6 protein-coding genes and 6 rRNA genes are annotated in these 17,618 nt (G+C 56.4%); 2 read left to right on the top strand and 10 right to left on the bottom strand.

Features of this window, described 5'->3' with window-relative positions:
- Nucleotides 1–554 precede the first annotated feature (554 nt).
- Nucleotides 555–1,253: a histidine phosphatase family protein gene (locus tag CRD60_RS07280; RefSeq protein ID WP_113860641.1), complete on the bottom strand. Its 699-nt coding sequence runs from the start codon at nucleotides 1,251–1,253 to the stop codon at nucleotides 555–557.
- A gap of 300 nt (nucleotides 1,254–1,553) precedes the next feature.
- Between CRD60_RS07280 and CRD60_RS07275 the strand changes: the two genes are divergently transcribed.
- Nucleotides 1,554–1,964, top strand: coding sequence for a DUF4235 domain-containing protein (locus CRD60_RS07275; RefSeq protein ID WP_113860622.1), 411 nt, complete (start codon nucleotides 1,554–1,556; stop codon nucleotides 1,962–1,964).
- A gap of 112 nt (nucleotides 1,965–2,076) precedes the next feature.
- Nucleotides 2,077–2,865: a nitroreductase family protein gene (locus tag CRD60_RS07270; RefSeq protein WP_113860621.1), complete on the top strand. Its 789-nt coding sequence runs from the start codon at nucleotides 2,077–2,079 to the stop codon at nucleotides 2,863–2,865.
- 240 nt (nucleotides 2,866–3,105) lie between these two features.
- Here CRD60_RS07270 and CRD60_RS07265 read toward each other — a convergent pair whose 3' ends face one another.
- From CRD60_RS07265 to CRD60_RS07225, 9 genes are all read right to left on the bottom strand, one after another.
- A complete protein-coding gene (locus CRD60_RS07265) occupies nucleotides 3,106–3,357 on the bottom strand; it encodes a hypothetical protein (RefSeq protein ID WP_113860620.1) in 252 nt (83 codons plus the stop codon).
- Nucleotides 3,358–3,368: 11 nt separating this feature from the next.
- On the bottom strand, nucleotides 3,369–4,307 hold the full coding sequence (locus CRD60_RS07260) for an aldo/keto reductase (RefSeq protein WP_113860619.1): 939 nt from the start codon (nucleotides 4,305–4,307) through the stop codon (nucleotides 3,369–3,371).
- Between the two features lie 235 nt (nucleotides 4,308–4,542).
- Nucleotides 4,543–4,659: ribosomal RNA gene (gene rrf, locus CRD60_RS07255) — 5S ribosomal RNA — on the bottom strand.
- 174 nt (nucleotides 4,660–4,833) lie between these two features.
- Nucleotides 4,834–7,900, bottom strand: a 23S ribosomal RNA gene (locus tag CRD60_RS07250).
- A 391-nt stretch (nucleotides 7,901–8,291) separates the two neighbouring features.
- Nucleotides 8,292–9,816: ribosomal RNA gene (locus CRD60_RS07245) — 16S ribosomal RNA — on the bottom strand.
- The 16S, 23S and 5S rRNA genes sit together here, the layout of an rRNA operon.
- A gap of 972 nt (nucleotides 9,817–10,788) precedes the next feature.
- Nucleotides 10,789–11,784 carry a lipid II:glycine glycyltransferase FemX gene (locus CRD60_RS07240; RefSeq protein ID WP_113860618.1) on the bottom strand — a complete coding sequence of 332 codons (996 nt, stop codon included), beginning with the start codon at nucleotides 11,782–11,784 and terminating at the stop codon, nucleotides 10,789–10,791.
- 332 nt (nucleotides 11,785–12,116) lie between these two features.
- Nucleotides 12,117–12,233 (bottom strand): 5S ribosomal RNA (rrf, locus tag CRD60_RS07235).
- Between the two features lie 174 nt (nucleotides 12,234–12,407).
- Nucleotides 12,408–15,474, bottom strand: a 23S ribosomal RNA gene (locus CRD60_RS07230).
- Between the two features lie 391 nt (nucleotides 15,475–15,865).
- Nucleotides 15,866–17,390 (bottom strand): 16S ribosomal RNA (locus CRD60_RS07225).
- Nucleotides 17,391–17,618 lie beyond the last annotated feature (228 nt).

Here is a 17,618-nt window from a genome sequence, read left to right as displayed (position 1 = left end):
TTTATGTTCGCTTCAGATTGACAACATTCTGACAATTTGTCACTCCCCCCGACGGACACCCCAACCCCCAGTTCAACGGGCCGAAAGCTTGGGCCACAGCGACCAAAATCGACTGATTATCGTTGCAATACGCTTGATTTTGCAGCAAATAACCCAATTTCGAGGGATTGGTTCAGAGCAATTATGTGCGCTGCCTGGTGGGATATTTGCATCACTAGGGCGCAAATGGTCAATATGTTTGAGTTTGAAAGGTTTAACCCTGAGTCAACGCCAAATGAGATAAGAATCACATTTTATATCTCTCACATAAGATAAGCACATCCATGTGCACATTCAGCTCATGCTAATATTCCGGTTCACTTCTGGTCAAATCCGTTGACAAGCACCATGCATGTCCAGCCGGACCAGGACCTTCACCGCTTACGGACTCATTGATGGATGCGCCTGTGCCGTGACCATGGCATGGCATGAGTCCCTGCACTTCTGAACTCAATAGTCATAGGTAATCCAGAACATAGTTGATCCAAAACACCATGGCCCGTCAATTACGACATTCAATCATTCCAATGCTCGATGACATTGTCTCCCTTGTACCCGCCCAATACGGAAAAATGGGCAGTGTCCATACGCAGATGCTTGGCAAAAGCAGGATCGACCTCCAACCACTGCGTGGCCAGTATTCGCAGAATATGTGCGTGGGCCACCAACAACACATTATGCCCAGCCTCAATTACCGGTCGGAGGGCCTGGGTCACGTTTTTGGCCCGAACAGCAACCTCTTCCAAGGTCTCGCCACTGCCATTGCTAACGGCAATATGCTGCCCCGTTGGCAGTAGCTCCTCATGGTGCCCTTCCATGGAAGGATCCAAGGACTGGGGTCCATCAGCCCACAAATCCCAATCCCAACCGGCCAACGCCCGAATCTGCGAGCGCGAGCGCCCTTCAGCCCGTCCGTAATCCCATTCAGCAATGTCTGGCAAATCATGTGGATGCTTGAAGCCAGCCAAGATCGCCGTTTCTCTGGCCCGTTGCAGGGGGCTGGAAAACACATATTCCGCTTCAAACCCCTGGGGAAAGGCACATCTGAGTCGCTCACCGGCCTCAAGGGCCTGCTGCTTGCCGACCTCAGTCAGTGGTAGATCCGTACGGCCTGTGTGCTGCCCCGATTGACTCCAGGATGTCTGACCATGCCGCAGCAGAATCATATGTCCGATAGATACAGCCTCTTCGCTGGAAGACAGATTTTGTTCCATATAGTAATAATAACGCTCCCTCGCAGCCGAAATACCGATGGCGGGCTTATGGCATGCTGATTCGAAACCGCTCCGGGTAGTTTGCCTGTAGCCACTGGTAGCAAAAGACCCTTCCACTGGGCTGCATTGCCGGAAGACACGTACCTTCCGCAGCTACCATGTCATCACCGCTACTGTCAGGTCCGTGCGGGAGCACTATGCCACAAGCCGGCATCACCTTTGACGGATCGGCTGCCCCCTTGGGTGATGGCTAGAAAATCGGCACAGGGCAAAATACTTCTGATGGCCTAGAATGGAGATATGACTGAGGCCTACAAGAATGCAGATGGTCCGAATAGCTCGCAAGAGCCGGCGGAATCGACTGCGGACCGCATCATCAGCAGCCTCCACAGCATCGACGAGAAGGTGAATGGCATGCGGGCAGCACGTGAATCCGATCCTGACTCCATAGGGGATAAGCTCATCAAGTTTGCCCTTCCAACCTTGGCCGGCTTGCTAGGGGGAAAACTGTTCCAAACCCTCTGGAACAAGGGTGTCGCCGGTCATAAGTCCAGTGGGCAACAGAGCGACCAGGAACGGAGCCAAGGGTTTGCCATGAGCCTGATCTTCGCCGCCGCATCAGCCGCATTCGGAGCCGTTGTCTCGCAACTCTCGGACAAAGGGTCCCAAGCCCTGGTCAACCACCGGCAAATCAAACGCTTGGGCAAGTAAGGCATACTCTCCCCGCAACCTGGCGACAGGTCGACTGTGCAAGCCGAGACAAGCTGCCATGAACAACGATGAACCAACATCGTGTAGGGAGGGTACAAGTACAACAAGGATCATGACTATGCAAGCTAACACTATCGGCAGCGATACCATCACCACACTCATGCAGCGGCGATCCATCCGTAAATTCAAGCCGGACCCCATTGACGAGGGTATCGTCAAGCAACTGGAGATGGCGGCCCAGCAGGCTCCCTCCAGCGAATACCTCAATGACTGGTCTGCCGTCAGGATCACGGACCCTGGCTTGAAAGACACCCTAGCGGCAATCGCCAAGCAACCCTATGTCGCCCAGGTCCCACTGCTCTACGTCTTTGTAAGCGACGAAAGCCGCAACATAGCCATTATTCACAACAAAGGGGTGGACACCAGCAGCTCCGAATTCACCTTGACCGCCAGCTACCGCTTCGCGCAAGCACAGAACGATACTGTACTGGCCCTAAGTGCCATGGAGACCGCAGCCAACGCCCTGGGTCTGGGTTGCGTGATCTTGGGCTCCCTGCTTAACGACATTGATGGGCTCATAGACCTGCTCAAACTCCCCAAGTACACCTACCCTGTCCTGGGACTAGCCATCGGCAAGCCCGACCAGTCACCCATGCTCAAGCCACGGATGCCGCGCTCAGCCCAATTCTTCGAGAACGCCTATCCGGCAGGGACCGGTGAAATGCTGGCCGACCTCAAGGACTTCGACCAGCGGGTCCATGAATATTACGACCTTCGTGACAGCGACCGACCGGTGGACGCATACAGTGACCAGACTGCCAGTAAGGCCGTCGACCAGCATGTCCTACAGAAGGCCATCGGCCCTGCCGCAGCCCGCCAGGGGTTCCGTCTGGACCGTTGAAGCCGGCCGCAATTGGCGCATTTGGCCTCTAGGGCCACATATCGGACTTAGGATCGCTTCCCCTTGATACTGCATCTGTTTGCTAGGTCAAGGGGAAACTGCTACGGATACGCAGTGTTGGCCTCCACTAGTCAGCCGTTCGTCTTGGACTGAGCTATCGCCAAAGCTATCCCAAGGCTGCGTCTTCGGTGCCTTTACGGCATTGCAGTTGTGCAGCCTCCCATGGTCACCTGCTGGCAGTCATCGCTGCCGTGGCTTGTATCCACGTTTACGGGAACGTGGCTTACTGTCCCGTCGCTTCGCCCCAGCCGCGTAATGGAGGCTGGGGTCACGGTGGGTCAGATGCCAGGAGCCACATAGGTCACAGCGGTAGGTCCATAGTTCGACGTCACGTTCCAGGAGGCAGCGGTCTGCGGCACGCTGGGCCTGGCCACGATCATGGTAGATGATCTTATGGGTGGCGGCACAGCGTTGGGGAGTGAAGTAATGCACGACAAGCCAGCCTAGGGAAGATCGTTGCCAGCCGCAAGGTAAAGATCGTACCATTCCTGGGCCGTCAGTTCCACATCTGCCCCGGCAGCCATCTGTCTGATGCGGCTGGGCGTCATGGAACCAAGGAGTACCTGCATCCGTGCCGGGTGCCTGAGAATCCAGGCCACTGCGATGGCGCTTGGGGCCACGCCGTACTGGTCGGCGAGCTTTTGCAGGGCAGCGTTGAGCTCGGCAAATGCCGGATTATCCAGAAAGACCCCCTCGAAGAAGCCTGTTTGGAAGGGACTCCATGCCTGGATGGTCATCTGCTTGCGACGGGAATAGGAGATCAGTCCGCCATCATGGTCAAGGCTGGGAGCATCCCCCATATTCACGTGGAATTCCTGCTGGACCATACCCGTATGGCCGAGTCCGAACTGGAGTTGGTTGACCTCCAGGCGCTGACCTAGGGCGGACTGCAGCAACTCCACCTGTTGCGGGTTGACATTGCTGACACCAAAATGCCGGACCATGCCCTGGTTCTGCAGGTAGTTGAAGGCCTCAGCAAGCTGGTCCAGCTCAACCAAAGTATCTGGCCTATGCAGCAGGACGAAGTCCACATAATCGGTGCCCAAGCACTCAAGTTCGCCTTCCAGGGCTGAGACCAGATGGTCCCGTGAGAAGTCATAGCGTGTAATCTTGTCGGTATCTGGGTTGCGGTAGATGCCGAACTTGGTCTGCAACAAGACACCGGACCGTTCGACCGATAAATCCTTGAGTGCCTGGCCCAGCTTTGCCGTGCTTACTCCAGCCGTGTAGCAGTCAGCAGTGTCGAAGAAGTCGATGCCGGATTCCACGGCCGCACAGACCACTTCATCGCACTGATCCTGAGTCCTGTCGGCCATTCTCATGGCTCCCAGGGCCACCCTAGATGCCTTAAGACCTGAGGTTCCTATTTCTTGGAATTGCATACTGCTCTCCTCCTCTATTCGCCTGCCTACTGACGAGAGTCCATAGCCTCAATGCTTGGTGTTTCCATGGTAGTCGCCGGTCTCGTCCGGCTTGTACGGTATGAGGTCCTGGGCTTGCTCCTGTCAGGATGGGTGCCATTCTGGCGCTGGTGTGGTGGGCCGGTGGGTCGTGTTTGGGTATGCGTGAGGGGCCCCTGGCTGGCTGTGTGCCGGCCGGGGGCCCCTCGAACGTGTGATGCGGCGGCGTGCTACTCTCCCACACCCTTCCGAGTGCAGTACCATCGCCGTGCTGGGCCTTAGCTTCCGGGTTCGGAATGGGACCGGGCGTCTCACCCAGGCTCTGGCCGCCGCAAATCTTTTCTGTTGTCCCCGCCCCTAAGGGGCCCGGGGGGATGTGGCGGTTTGGGAACCGGACGGCGGACGCGATACGACTGTTGTTCTGTGATGTGTTGCAGTGCTCCTTGCTGTAAGGGGCATAGGCAGAAGGCGGACCCCACGTCCAACCCACCCACAAGGGTGTGTTGGTGTGTGATTGCCTCTCGACCGTTAGTACCGGTCAGCTCCACCCCTTACGGGGCTTCCACGTCCGGCCTATCAACCATGTGTTCTAGCATGGGGTCTTCAGGGACTCAAGGTCCCATGGAATCCTAATCTTGGAGCAGGCTTCCCGCTTAGATGCTTTCAGCGGTTATCCCTTCCGAATGTAGCCACCCGGCCGTGCCGCTGGCGCGACAACCGGCATACCAGAGATTCGTCCACCCAGGTCCTCTCGTACTATGGGCAGGTCTCCTCAAGATTCCAACGAGCGCATAGGATAGAGACCAAACTGTCTCACGACGTTCTGAACCCAGCTCGCGTGCCGCTTTAATCGGCGAACGGCCGAACCCTTGGGACCTGCTACAGCCCCAGGATGCGACGAGCCGACATCGAGGTGCCAAACCATCCCGTCGATATGGACTCTTGGGGATGATCAGCCTGTTATCCCCGGGGTACCTTTTATCCGTTGAGCGATGCCGCGTCCGTACGCCGGCACCGGATCACTATTTCCGACTTTCGTCCCTGCTCGACCCGTCAGTCTCACAGTCAAGCTCCCTTGTGCAATTACACTCAACACCCGATTGCCAACCGGGCTGAGGGAACCTTTGAGCGCCTCCGTTACTCTTTAGGAGGCAACCGCCCCAGTTAAACTACCCGCCAGGCACTGTCCCTGACCAGGATAACTGGTCGAGGTTAGACATCAAGTGGGAACAGAGCGGTATTTCACCTTGCGGCTCCACACGAGCTGGCGCCCATGCTTCGAAGCCTCCCGCCTATGCTACACAGTTCACACCTAATGACAATACCAAGGTATAGTAAAGGTCCCGGGGTCTTTTCGTCCTTCTGCGCTTAACGAGCATCTTTACTCGTACTGCAATTTCGCCGAGCTCCTGGTCGAGACAGTGGGGAAGTCGTTACGCCATTCGTGCAGGTCGGAACTTACCCGACAAGGAATTTCGCTACCTTAGGATGGTTATAGTTACCACCGCCGTTTACCGGGGCTTGAATTCACCGCTGCACCACCGAAGTGGATGACGGATCCTCTTAACCTTCCGGCACCGGGCAGGCGTCAGTGCATATACAGCGACTTTCGTCTTCGCATGCACCTGTGTTTTTGGTAAACAGTCGCTACCCCCTGGTCTGTGCCACCCCAAACCGCTCCGGGAGCAAGTCCCTTCACAGTCCGGGGTCTCCCTTATACCGAAGGCACGGGAGTGATTTGCCGAGTTCCTTGACCAGGATTCGCTCGATCGCTTTGGTATTCTCTACCTGACCACCTGTGTCGGTTTAGGGTACGGGCGGCTAGCAACCTAACACCGAAGCTTTTCTTGGCAGCTAGGATCACCGGATTCGGCCCCAACGGGCCCCATCATCACACCTGAGCCATATGCCCCACGGATTTGCCTATGGGACGGCCTGCGTGCTTGACCACGGAAAACCACCTCCGCGGCCGGCTACCTCTCTGCGTCACTCCTGTGCTGTCCTACTACAAGGATCGGTCCCAACTGAACCATGTCACCCAACCCGAAGGAAGGGATCGACGGAACCGGAGGTTAGTACTCCAAGCCTCGGATTTTGCGGTTGAAAGCCGGTAGGAGAATATCAACTCCTTCATCCATTCGACTACGCCTGTCGGCCTCGCCTTAGGACCCGACTAACCCGGGGACGATGAACGTGGCCCCGGAACCCTTAGTCATCCAGCGGACGGGATCTTCACCCGTCTTTCGCTACTCATGTCTGCATTCTCACTTCCATACAGTCCACGGCCGGCTTACGCCGCCGCTTCGCCCCGTATGGAACGCTCTCCTACCCAGCATGCCAAAGCATGCTGCCGCGTCTTCGGTGGTGTGCTTGAGCCCCGCTACATTATCGGCGCGGAACCACTAGACCAGTGAGCTGTTACGCACTCTTTCAAGGGTGGCTGCTTCTGAGCCAACCTCCTGGCTGTCTATGCGACTCCACATCCTTTCCCACTTAGCACACGCTTAGGGACCTTAGACGACGATCTGGGCTGTTTCCCTTTTGACGACGGAGCTTATCCCCCGCCGACTCACTGCCGCGATACACCTCACAGGTATTCGGAGTTTGGTTGCTATTGGTACCCTATACGGGCCCGCAAGCATCCAGTAGCTCTACCCCCTGGAGGCAATGACGCGACGCTGCACCTAAATGCATTTCGGAGAGAACCAGCTATCACGGAATTTGATTGGCCTTTCACCCCTAACCCCAAGTCATCCCCTCAGTTTTCAACCTAAGTGGGTTCGGTCCTCCACGCGGTCTTACCCGCGCTTCAACCTGCTCAGGGCTAGATCATCCCGCTTCGGGTCCAGGACATGCGACTCAAACGCCTTTTAAGACTCGCTTTCGCTACGGCTCCCCCACTCGGGTTAGCCTTGCCACATACCACTGACTCGCAGACTCATTTTTCGATAGGCACGCCGTCACCCCGAAAGGCTCCGACGGTTTGTAAGCGCATGGTTTCAGAAACTATTTCACTCCCCTCCCGGGGTGCTTTTCACCTTTCCCTCACGGTACTCGTTCGCTATCGGTCAGACAGTTATATTTAGGCTTACCCAACGGTCTGGGCGGATTCACACGGGATTCCTCGAGTCCCGTGCTACTTGGGAGACAAGACCGGAAGGCGGCGCATGTCCGACTACGGGGCCATCACCCTCTTCGGCCGGGAATTCAATCCCGTTCGTCTAACACGCCACTTTATGACTTCCGCCGGCCCCGTCAGAGGCCGGATGCTCGTTCCCACGACACCGATCGCGCAACGCCTGACGGCTATCACACGCGGCCGGTTTAGCCTGATCCGCTTTCGCTCGCCACTACTCACGGAATATCTTCTCCTGCAGGTACTGAGATGTTTCACTTCCCTGCGTACCCCCCGCACAAGTGCGGTGCCGCCCCATGACGGACGGCGGGTCTCCCCATTCAGAAATCCTCGGATCAAAGCCAGCTTGACGGCTCCCCGAGGCTTATCGCAGCCTGCTACGTCTTTCATCGGTACTGTCTGCCAAGGCATCCACCATACGCCCTTACCAGCAACGCACACACAACCATGCGACTGCCGTAAGGCCTCTTCTAGCTTATTCCCAGACAACAAATCATCACACTACAATGATCACAAAACGATCGACACGACCCTATCAGGGTCGGTCTGAAATTGTCATATAAAAGCAAGTAAAAACATACTTGCTCGCGTCCACTATCCAGTTCTCAAACCACCACGCACACCACACGCCACACCCGCAGGACGAACCCACAGGGACCATGCGATGGCATTCCGGCGCCACAAGTGGCGATCCGGGAGCCCAACAGTGTATCCGTACCGGCCCAAAAGGACCCAACAATCTCTCCACACCAGCAGGACCATCAACCACCCGGAACATCCGGGGGCGGGTCCGACACCGGCGGCCAAACAGCCGCCTGAATTCTCCGTAGAAAGGAGGTGATCCAGCCGCACCTTCCGGTACGGCTACCTTGTTACGACTTAGTCCCAATCACGAGTCTCACCTTAGACGGCTCCCTCCCACAAGGGGTTAGGCCACCGGCTTCGGGTGCTACCCACTTTCATGACTTGACGGGCGGTGTGTACAAGGCCCGGGAACGCATTCACCGCGGCGTTGCTGATCCGCGATTACTAGCGACTCCGCCTTCATGGAGTCGGGTTGCAGACTCCAATCCGAACTGAGACCGGTTTTAAGGGATCCGCTCCATGTCGCCATGTCGCATCCCGTTGTACCGGCCATTGTAGCATGCGTGAAGCCCTGGACGTAAGGGGCATGATGATCTGACGTCATCCCCACCTTCCTCCGAGTTAACCCCGGCGGTCCCTTGTGAGTTCCCGGCATAACCCGCTGGCAACACAAGGCGAGGGTTGCGCTCGTTGCGGGACTTAACCCAACATCTCACGACACGAGCTGACGACGACCATGCACCACCTGTGAACCTGCCCCGAAGGGAAACCACATCTCTGCAGTCGTCAGGAACATGTCAAGCCCAGGTAAGGTTCTTCGCGTTGCATCGAATTAATCCGCATGCTCCGCCGCTTGTGCGGGCCCCCGTCAATTTCTTTGAGTTTTAGCCTTGCGGCCGTACTCCCCAGGCGGGATGCTTAACGCGTTAGCTCCGACACGGAACCCGTGGAAGGGCCCCACATCCAGCATCCACCGTTTACGGCGTGGACTACCAGGGTATCTAATCCTGTTCGCTCCCCACGCTTTCGCTCCTCAGCGTCAGTAACAGCCCAGAGACCTGCCTTCGCCATTGGTGTTCTTCCCGATATCTACACATTCCACCGTTACACCGGGAATTCCAGTCCCCCCTACTGCACTCTAGCCTGCCCGTACCCGGCGCAGATCCACCGTTAAGCGATGGACTTTCACACCAGACGCGACAAGCCGCCTACGAGCTCTTTACGCCCAATAATTCCGGATAACGCTTGCACCCTACGTATTACCGCGGCTGCTGGCACGTAGTTAGCCGGTGCTTATTCGAAAGGTACACTCACTCTCGCTTGCTCCCAATCAAAAGCGGTTTACAACCCGAAGGCCGTCATCCCGCACGCGGCGTCGCTGCATCAGGCTTGCGCCCATTGTGCAATATTCCCCACTGCTGCCTCCCGTAGGAGTCTGGGCCGTATCTCAGTCCCAATGTGGCCGGTCACCCTCTCAGGCCGGCTACCCGTCGAAGCCTTGGTGGGCCACTACCCCACCAACAAGCTGATAGGACGCGACCCCATCCCATGCCGATAAAATCCTTCCCACACCACCATGCGATGGTGCGGAACATCCGGCATTACCACCCGTTTCCAGGAGCTATTCCGGAGCATGGGGCAGGTTGGTCACGCATTACTCACCCGTTCGCCACTCTCACCAGACAGCAAGCTGCCTGGATCCCGTTCGACTTGCATGTGTTAAGCACGCCGCCAGCGTTCATCCTGAGCCAGAATCGAACCCTCCACAAAAAAATGCGGAAAGCCTCATCAAAGGCTCTCTAATATATACATTGACGGAATAGTTTTATACAGAAAAACCATCCCACAAAAACCCCGATGTCATTCAAGACCAACTAAGACCACCCACACCCAAAGGCACGGGCCGACACCGGACTGGCAATCATTGACTATAAAAAGTATTTAGTAGTACAAATACACTATTGAGTTCTCAAACCACCACCACACCAACACACTTCAAGTATCCAGAAGATTTCTTGTCGCTGTCAGGCAGCAAGAGGTAAACTTACACGGAAGTGCCCACCGAAGCAAATCGGGGTTTGGGACGTTGGTTCTTTTCGTTGGAATTACACGGTTTTACCGGCGTGTCTTTTTCCGCGTATACGTTTCAATACTTTACCGTTCTGCCTGTGCAGACCTCTGAAATTGGTCAAAATTCCTGCCCTCCGGGCGTGTCACTCAGTCTTGCCTTGCAATGAAGCCCTGTAGATACCCGTGATATAGCATCTTGCCTGATCAGTCGCTTCACATACCCAGCATGAGCCAATATGAGATACTCCACTGGTCCAAACCCCCCTTGCCTGACGACTTGAGCAGTATCGAAACCGTATATTCACAGAAACAGTCTGCTAATCCCTGGTTAGATTTGCGGGCAATTCACGTTACGACCGATCCCTTACAACTAAGGACTAACGACTGCCACTACGAACGACCGACTATGGACTACCGACTACGGACTATGAACTACCACTGACGACCAACTACCAACCAGCAGCAACAGCTGAGCATTCTCAAGGCCGCCATCGGACTGGCTTCCACCGGTCCGACGGCTAGAAGGATTTTCTTCAGTCATCCGATAAGGGACATTATGTCTGAAGCATTCGTCTGACTCAGATAGGTGATCACTACCTGCAGACGAATGCTTCCCTGATCGGCCCCATTGCCAACCTATGAACAACTAGGTCGTATCCCCAGGAGCTTCCCTCACCTATCACGCAAACGTTTGGCGGTGACCAAAGACCAGTAGAACGCTTTCCTCAAGGGGATGTCGCGGCTTGGAGCGACGGGAGTGACCTCTTTGGTGAACTTGGTTTTAAATTCGTTGAGGCCTTTGAGGCTTGGGGCGAAGTCGTCACCAATCCCCATCATGTCGTAGCTCTCCACGTCCTTGTTTGCACCTAGGTCACAGCACTCGAAGTAGACCAGCTTATCGGTGACATGCCCCCGCATAGTGTTGTTGAGGCTGGCGCCGTAATAGCGAACAGCTCTGGATCCCGAAATGGTGACGATGGACCAGGTAACCACTTGGTCGTCAACCCGACCCGCATAGACCCGGCAGTGCTCCTGACCGAGGATTCGGATCATATCCTCATAATCAGAACAGGGGGCCGGATTGAAGCCGTCCCGCTCGGCCGTCTCACGCATGACGTCGTAGTATTCCTGAAAGGAGGCTTGAGCAAGCTCTGTCTCGTCGGCGCAGACCGCAGGACTCTCTCGTAGGGACTTACGGACATCACGGCGACCACGTGACTTCATCCGCGACAGTATCTCCTCATCACCGCCCGTTACATCAATCACCACTGTCTGGTCATAGGCAATGGTGGATAGCACAGGCCTAGTCATACCAAGATCGGATGTGACAGCGATACGCAGGAAGACCTGCTTGCGGTCCTCACGGCGCACAAATGCGGCGAGGGCTTGCAGGGCGGCTTGCTCCTCCTTAGCGGAGGGCTCACGCACCCATACGGGCGCGTGAGTGGCGTGGAGTGAATGGTATCCGTGGGTTCTGTAATCGGTGAGATCTACGAAAGCTAACGGAGAGCCATCATTCTCCACTGCCACGGCACCCCAATTACTGCGACCATCTATGGTGTCCTGATATTGCCGCCAGACAGCGGTCTGTTCGATAGGAAGGGTGAGTCCCAGTCGTGCGGTCGTCGCCTCAAGCTCTTTAATGCTTATTCGACGCACCTGAATCATCACATCCTCCCAACGTACGAATACGCATCAATTAGTACAGTAGCCCTGGTGAGGCCGAAGCCAGTATACCCGAATACGTGTGAGGGGATTCGTTTGCAGCAATGGCTTGCGCTAATTGCACACAAGCAACGACAAACCGGTAGCCTCAATGCTTGGTGTTTCCATGGTAGTCGCCGGTCTCGTCCGGCTTGTACGGTATGAGGTCCTGGGCTTGCTCCTGTCAGGATGGGTGCCATTCTGGCGCTGGTGTGGTGGGCCGGTGGGTCGTGTTTGGGTATGCGTGAGGGGCCCCTGGCTGGCTGTGTGCCGGCCGGGGGCCCCTCGAACGTGTGATGCGGCGGCGTGCTACTCTCCCACACCCTTCCGAGTGCAGTACCATCGCCGTGCTGGGCCTTAGCTTCCGGGTTCGGAATGGGACCGGGCGTCTCACCCAGGCTCTGGCCGCCGCAAATCTTTTCTGTTGTCCCCGCCCCTAAGGGGCCCGGGGGGATGTGGCGGTTTGGGAACCGGACGGCGGACGCGATACGACTGTTGTTCTGTGATGTGTTGCAGTGCTCCTTGCTGTAAGGGGCATAGGCAGAAGGCGGACCCCACGTCCAACCCACCCACAAGGGTGTGTTGGTGTGTGATTGCCTCTCGACCGTTAGTACCGGTCAGCTCCACCCCTTACGGGGCTTCCACGTCCGGCCTATCAACCATGTGTTCTAGCATGGGGTCTTCAGGGACTCAAGGTCCCATGGAATCCTAATCTTGGAGCAGGCTTCCCGCTTAGATGCTTTCAGCGGTTATCCCTTCCGAATGTAGCCAACCGGCCGTGCCGCTGGCGCGACAACCGGCATACCAGAGATTCGTCCACCCAGGTCCTCTCGTACTATGGGCAGGTCTCCTCAAGATTCCAACGAGCGCAGAGGATAGAGACCAAACTGTCTCACGACGTTCTGAACCCAGCTCGCGTGCCGCTTTAATCGGCGAACGGCCGAACCCTTGGGACCTGCTACAGCCCCAGGCGGCGACGAGCCGACATCGAGGTGCCAAACCATCCCGTCGATATGGACTCTTGGGGATGATCAGCCTGTTATCCCCGGGGTACCTTTTATCCGTTGAGCGATGCCGCGTCCGTACGCCGGCACCGGATCACTATTTCCGACTTTCGTCCCTGCTCGACCCGTCAGTCTCACAGTCAAGCTCCCTTGTGCAATTACACTCAACACCCGATTGCCAACCGGGCTGAGGGAACCTTTGAGCGCCTCCGTTACTCTTTAGGAGGCAACCGCCCCAGTTAAACTACCCGCCAGGCACTGTCCCTGACCAGGATAACTGGTCGAGGTTAGACATCAAGTGGGAACAGAGCGGTATTTCACCTTGCGGCTCCACACGAGCTGGCGCCCATGCTTCGAAGCCTCCCGCCTATGCTACACAGTTCACACCTAATGACAATACCAAGGTATAGTAAAGGTCCCGGGGTCTTTTCGTCCTTCTGCGCTTAACGAGCATCTTTACTCGTACTGCAATTTCGCCGAGCTCCTGGTCGAGACAGTGGGGAAGTCGTTACGCCATTCGTGCAGGTCGGAACTTACCCGACAAGGAATTTCGCTACCTTAGGATGGTTATAGTTACCACCGCCGTTTACCGGGGCTTGAATTCACCGCTGCACCACCGAAGTGGATGACGGATCCTCTTAACCTTCCGGCACCGGGCAGGCGTCAGTGCATATACAGCGACTTTCGTCTTCGCATGCACCTGTGTTTTTGGTAAACAGTCGCTACCCCCTGGTCTGTGCCACCCCAAACCGCTCCGGGAGCAAGTCCCTTCACAGTCCGGGGTCTCCCTTATACCGAAGGCACGGGAGTGATTTGCCGAGTTCCTTGACCAGGATTCGCTCGATCGCTTTGGTATTCTCTACCTGACCACCTGTGTCGGTTTAGGGTACGGGCGGCTAGCAACCTAACACCGAAGCTTTTCTTGGCAGCTAGGATCACCGGATTCGGCCCCAACGGGCCCCATCATCACACCTGAGCCATATGCCCCACGGATTTGCCTATGGGACGGCCTGCGTGCTTGACCACGGAAAACCACCTCCGCGGCCGGCTACCTCTCTGCGTCACTCCTGTGCTGTCCTACTACAAGGATCGGTCCCAACTGAACCATGTCACCCAACCCGAAGGAAGGGATCGACGGAACCGGAGGTTAGTACTCCAAGCCTCGGATTTTGCGGTTGAAAGCCGGTAGGAGAATATCAACTCCTTCATCCATTCGACTACGCCTGTCGGCCTCGCCTTAGGACCCGACTAACCCGGGGACGATGAACGTGGCCCCGGAACCCTTAGTCATCCAGCGGACGGGATCTTCACCCGTCTTTCGCTACTCATGTCTGCATTCTCACTTCCATACAGTCCACGGCCGGCTTACGCCGCCGCTTCGCCCCGTATGGAACGCTCTCCTACCCAGCATGCCAAAGCATGCTGCCGCGTCTTCGGTGGTGTGCTTGAGCCCCGCTACATTATCGGCGCGGAACCACTAGACCAGTGAGCTGTTACGCACTCTTTCAAGGGTGGCTGCTTCTGAGCCAACCTCCTGGCTGTCTATGCGACTCCACATCCTTTCCCACTTAGCACACGCTTAGGGACCTTAGACGACGATCTGGGCTGTTTCCCTTTTGACGACGGAGCTTATCCCCCGCCGACTCACTGCCGCGATACACCTCACAGGTATTCGGAGTTTGGTTGCTATTGGTACCCTATACGGGCCCGCAAGCATCCAGTAGCTCTACCCCCTGGAGGCAATGACGCGACGCTGCACCTAAATGCATTTCGGAGAGAACCAGCTATCACGGAATTTGATTGGCCTTTCACCCCTAACCCCAAGTCATCCCCTCAGTTTTCAACCTAAGTGGGTTCGGTCCTCCACGCGGTCTTACCCGCGCTTCAACCTGCTCAGGGCTAGATCATCCCGCTTCGGGTCCAGGACATGCGACTCAAACGCCTTTTAAGACTCGCTTTCGCTACGGCTCCCCCACTCGGGTTAGCCTTGCCACATACCACTGACTCGCAGACTCATTTTTCGATAGGCACGCCGTCACCCCGAAAGGCTCCGACGGTTTGTAAGCGCATGGTTTCAGAAACTATTTCACTCCCCTCCCGGGGTGCTTTTCACCTTTCCCTCACGGTACTCGTTCGCTATCGGTCAGACAGTTATATTTAGGCTTACCCAACGGTCTGGGCGGATTCACACGGGATTCCTCGAGTCCCGTGCTACTTGGGAGACAAGACCGGAAGGCGGCGCATGTCCGACTACGGGGCCATCACCCTCTTCGGCCGGGAATTCAATCCCGTTCGTCTAACACGCCACTTTATGACTTCCGCCGGCCCCGTCAGAGGCCGGATGCTCGTTCCCACGACACCGATCGCGCAACGCCTGACGGCTATCACACGCGGCCGGTTTAGCCTGATCCGCTTTCGCTCGCCACTACTCACGGAATATCTTCTCCTGCAGGTACTGAGATGTTTCACTTCCCTGCGTACCCCCCGCACAAGTGCGGTGCCGCCCCATGACGGACGGCGGGTCTCCCCATTCAGAAATCCTCGGATCAAAGCCAGCTTGACGGCTCCCCGAGGCTTATCGCAGCCTGCTACGTCTTTCATCGGTACTGTCTGCCAAGGCATCCACCATACGCCCTTACCAGCAACGCACACACAACCATGCGACTGCCGTAAGGCCTCTTCTAGCTTATTCCCAGACAACAAATCATCACACTACAATGATCACAAAACGATCGACACGACCCTATCAGGGTCGGTCTGAAATTGTCATATAAAAGCAAGTAAAAACATACTTGCTCGCGTCCACTATCCAGTTCTCAAACCACCACGCACACCACACGCCACACCCGCAGGACGAACCCACAGGGACCATGCGATGGCATTCCGGCGCCACAAGTGGCGATCCGGGAGCCCAACAGTGTATCCGTACCGGCCCAAAAGGACCCAACAATCTCTCCACACCAGCAGGACCATCAACCACCCGGAACATCCGGGGGCGGGTCCGACACCGGCGGCCAAACAGCCGCCTGAATTCTCCGTAGAAAGGAGGTGATCCAGCCGCACCTTCCGGTACGGCTACCTTGTTACGACTTAGTCCCAATCACGAGTCTCACCTTAGACGGCTCCCTCCCACAAGGGGTTAGGCCACCGGCTTCGGGTGCTACCCACTTTCATGACTTGACGGGCGGTGTGTACAAGGCCCGGGAACGCATTCACCGCGGCGTTGCTGATCCGCGATTACTAGCGACTCCGCCTTCATGGAGTCGGGTTGCAGACTCCAATCCGAACTGAGACCGGTTTTAAGGGATCCGCTCCATGTCGCCATGTCGCATCCCGTTGTACCGGCCATTGTAGCATGCGTGAAGCCCTGGACGTAAGGGGCATGATGATCTGACGTCATCCCCACCTTCCTCCGAGTTAACCCCGGCGGTCCCTTGTGAGTTCCCGGCATAACCCGCTGGCAACACAAGGCGAGGGTTGCGCTCGTTGCGGGACTTAACCCAACATCTCACGACACGAGCTGACGACGACCATGCACCACCTGTGAACCTGCCCCGAAGGGAAACCACATCTCTGCAGTCGTCAGGAACATGTCAAGCCCAGGTAAGGTTCTTCGCGTTGCATCGAATTAATCCGCATGCTCCGCCGCTTGTGCGGGCCCCCGTCAATTTCTTTGAGTTTTAGCCTTGCGGCCGTACTCCCCAGGCGGGATGCTTAACGCGTTAGCTCCGACACGGAACCCGTGGAAGGGCCCCACATCCAGCATCCACCGTTTACGGCGTGGACTACCAGGGTATCTAATCCTGTTCGCTCCCCACGCTTTCGCTCCTCAGCGTCAGTAACAGCCCAGAGACCTGCCTTCGCCATTGGTGTTCTTCCCGATATCTACACATTCCACCGTTACACCGGGAATTCCAGTCTCCCCTACTGCACTCTAGCCTGCCCGTACCCGGCGCAGATCCACCGTTAAGCGATGGACTTTCACACCAGACGCGACAAGCCGCCTACGAGCTCTTTACGCCCAATAATTCCGGATAACGCTTGCACCCTACGTATTACCGCGGCTGCTGGCACGTAGTTAGCCGGTGCTTATTCGAAAGGTACACTCACTCTCGCTTGCTCCCAATCAAAAGCGGTTTACAACCCGAAGGCCGTCATCCCGCACGCGGCGTCGCTGCATCAGGCTTGCGCCCATTGTGCAATATTCCCCACTGCTGCCTCCCGTAGGAGTCTGGGCCGTATCTCAGTCCCAATGTGGCCGGTCACCCTCTCAGGCCGGCTACCCGTCGAAGCCTTGGTGGGCCACTACCCCACCAACAAGCTGATAGGACGCGACCCCATCCCATGCCGATAAAATCCTTCCCACACCACCATGCGATGGTGCGGAACATCCGGCATTACCACCCGTTTCCAGGAGCTATTCCGGAGCATGGGGCAGGTTGGTCACGCATTACTCACCCGTTCGCCACTCTCACCAGACAGCAAGCTGCCTGGATCCCGTTCGACTTGCATGTGTTAAGCACGCCGCCAGCGTTCATCCTGAGCCAGAATCGAACCCTCCACAAAAAAATGCGGAAAGCCTCATCAAAGGCTCTCTAATATATACATTGACGGAATAGTTTTATACAGAAAAACCATCCCACAAAAACCCCGATGTCATTCAAGACCAACTAAGACCACCCACACCCAAAGGCACGGGCCGACACCGGACTGGCAATCATTGACTATAAAAAGTATTTAGTAGTACAAATACACTATTGAGTTCTCAAACCACCACCACACCAACACACTTCA

Origin of the sequence: Bifidobacterium aemilianum, assembly GCF_003315635.1 — a bacterium.
In the GTDB taxonomy this organism is placed as follows: Bacteria; Actinomycetota; Actinomycetes; order Actinomycetales; family Bifidobacteriaceae; genus Bifidobacterium; species Bifidobacterium aemilianum.
Note: the sequence above shows the minus strand (reverse complement) of the source record. Positions and strands in the feature narration are given on the sequence as shown.

Bases quoted from the DNA above. Each gene is read 5' to 3' on its own strand.
- CRD60_RS07280 (WP_113860641.1), bottom strand. From the start codon at position 1,253: ATGGAACAAAATCTGTCTTCCAGCGAAGAGGCTGTATCTATCGGACAT.
- CRD60_RS07275 (WP_113860622.1), top strand. From the start codon at position 1,554: ATGACTGAGGCCTACAAGAATGCAGATGGTCCGAATAGCTCGCAAGAG.
- CRD60_RS07270 (WP_113860621.1), top strand. From the start codon at position 2,077: ATGACTATGCAAGCTAACACTATCGGCAGCGATACCATCACCACACTC.
- CRD60_RS07260 (WP_113860619.1), bottom strand. From the start codon at position 4,307: ATGCAATTCCAAGAAATAGGAACCTCAGGTCTTAAGGCATCTAGGGTG.
- CRD60_RS07240 (WP_113860618.1), bottom strand. From the start codon at position 11,784: ATGATTCAGGTGCGTCGAATAAGCATTAAAGAGCTTGAGGCGACGACC.